This window comes from Flavobacterium azizsancarii (assembly GCF_027980145.1).
Taxonomy (GTDB): domain Bacteria; phylum Bacteroidota; class Bacteroidia; order Flavobacteriales; family Flavobacteriaceae; genus Flavobacterium; species Flavobacterium azizsancarii.
Genome location: NZ_JAMZNK010000100.1, coordinates 1 through 1,644 on the forward strand (window position 1 = coordinate 1; position 1,644 = coordinate 1,644).

The following is a 1,644-nucleotide window of genomic DNA, read 5'->3' on the forward strand; positions in this document are numbered from 1 at the left end:
TTTTTTTTGTTTTACACATTGATTTTTCTTATATTTAAGTACTAAAATCAATGATTATGCAGCCAGTTTTTAAGCCTCATTCGGTTCACCAGCAAGATCTTTTTCCATTGAATTTAAATGATCTGATCCCAGAGAATCATTCTGCCCGATTAATAGACAGTGTTGTTGAACAGTTGGAAATTTCCGAGATTATATCACAGTTTAAAGGCGGTGGAAGATCCAGCTACCATCCTAAGATGTTATTGAAAATATTGTTTTACGGATATCTCAATAATACCTATTCCAGCCGAAAGCTGGCTAGAGCCGTGAAGGAGAATATATATTTTATGTGGCTCTCGGGAGGACTTCAGCCGGATTTTAGAACTATCAATGACTTTAGAGGAAAAAAATTAAAAGGGAATATCGAAAAACTTTTCAGCCAGGTCGTTCTGATGATGGTAGATTTAGAGCTCATTAGCCTGGAGAGACAATTTATTGATGGTACTAAAATAGAAGCCAACGCACATAAATACAGCTTTGTGTGGAAGAAAGCAGTTGAAAAACATAAAGACAGGCTTCAGGGAAAAATCGATGCTGTTCTGGCAGATATTGGTCAGGCTATCGAGTCAGACATTATGCATACTGATAACCAAACTGATACCAAGGTAGACAGTAAGAAATTAGAAGAAAAAATACACGAGATCAACCAAAGTGAAAAAAAGCAGAAGCTGAGTAAACAGCAGAACAAATCACTTCAAAAACTCGAGAAAGAACAGCTTGTAAAACTTAAAGAATATGAGAAACATCTCGAAATTCTGGGGGATAGAAACAGTTATTCGAAAACCGATACCGATGCTACTTTTATGCGCATGAAAGAAGATCATATGGGCAACGGACAATTAAAAGCGGGTTATAATATTCAGATTTCTACAGAAAATCAAATTATTACACATTACTCCACCCACCAGACTTCTACTGATTTTACCACATTAAAGACTCACTTAGAAGGATTCAAAAGCAACTACGGCAAACAATCTGCAAAAGTTATAGCCGATGCGGGCTATGGAAGTGAGGAAAATTATCAACTCCTTGAAGACAAAGAAATTGATTTTTTTGTTCCCTACAACATGTACCGTATCGAAGAGACCCGTAAGCATAAAAACAATTTATTCCACGCACAAAACCTGTTTCATAATAATGAGCAAGACTTTTTGGTTTGTCCAATGGGGCAGCAAATGCCTCGTATCTTTACTAAGAAATCAAAAACTACAACTGGTTTTGAACAGTATCATTCGGTATATGAGGCTTTAAATTGCGCAGGATGTCCTCTGCGGGGGCAATGCTTTAAAGCTAAGGGGAACAGACGGATAGAAATTAATCACAATCTTCAAAGACTGAAATTCAAGGCAAGAGAGAATTTAGAAAGTGAATTGGGCAGGGAAATTTATAGTAAAAGATGTATTGAACCAGAGCCGGTTTTTGGTAACATCAAGCAAAACAAAGGATTTAAAAGATTTACACTTACCAAAACAGCCAAAGTAAATACTGAATTTGGCCTGATTGCTATTGCTCACAACTTTTCTAAATGGATCGCTAAAATCCGTTTGGGCAATTTTAACCTCATTTTTGATCTCGTAGAAGCTTTAGAAAAGTTTATAGAAGACC

Annotated in this window: 1 protein-coding gene; it reads left to right on the top strand. The window is 36.3% G+C overall.

The annotated features are described in order from the left end of the window. Nucleotides 1–56 precede the first annotated feature (56 nt). On the top strand, nt 57–1,644 hold a 1,588-nt coding region (locus NJT12_RS24760), incomplete at its 3' end, for an IS1182 family transposase (RefSeq protein WP_271338780.1).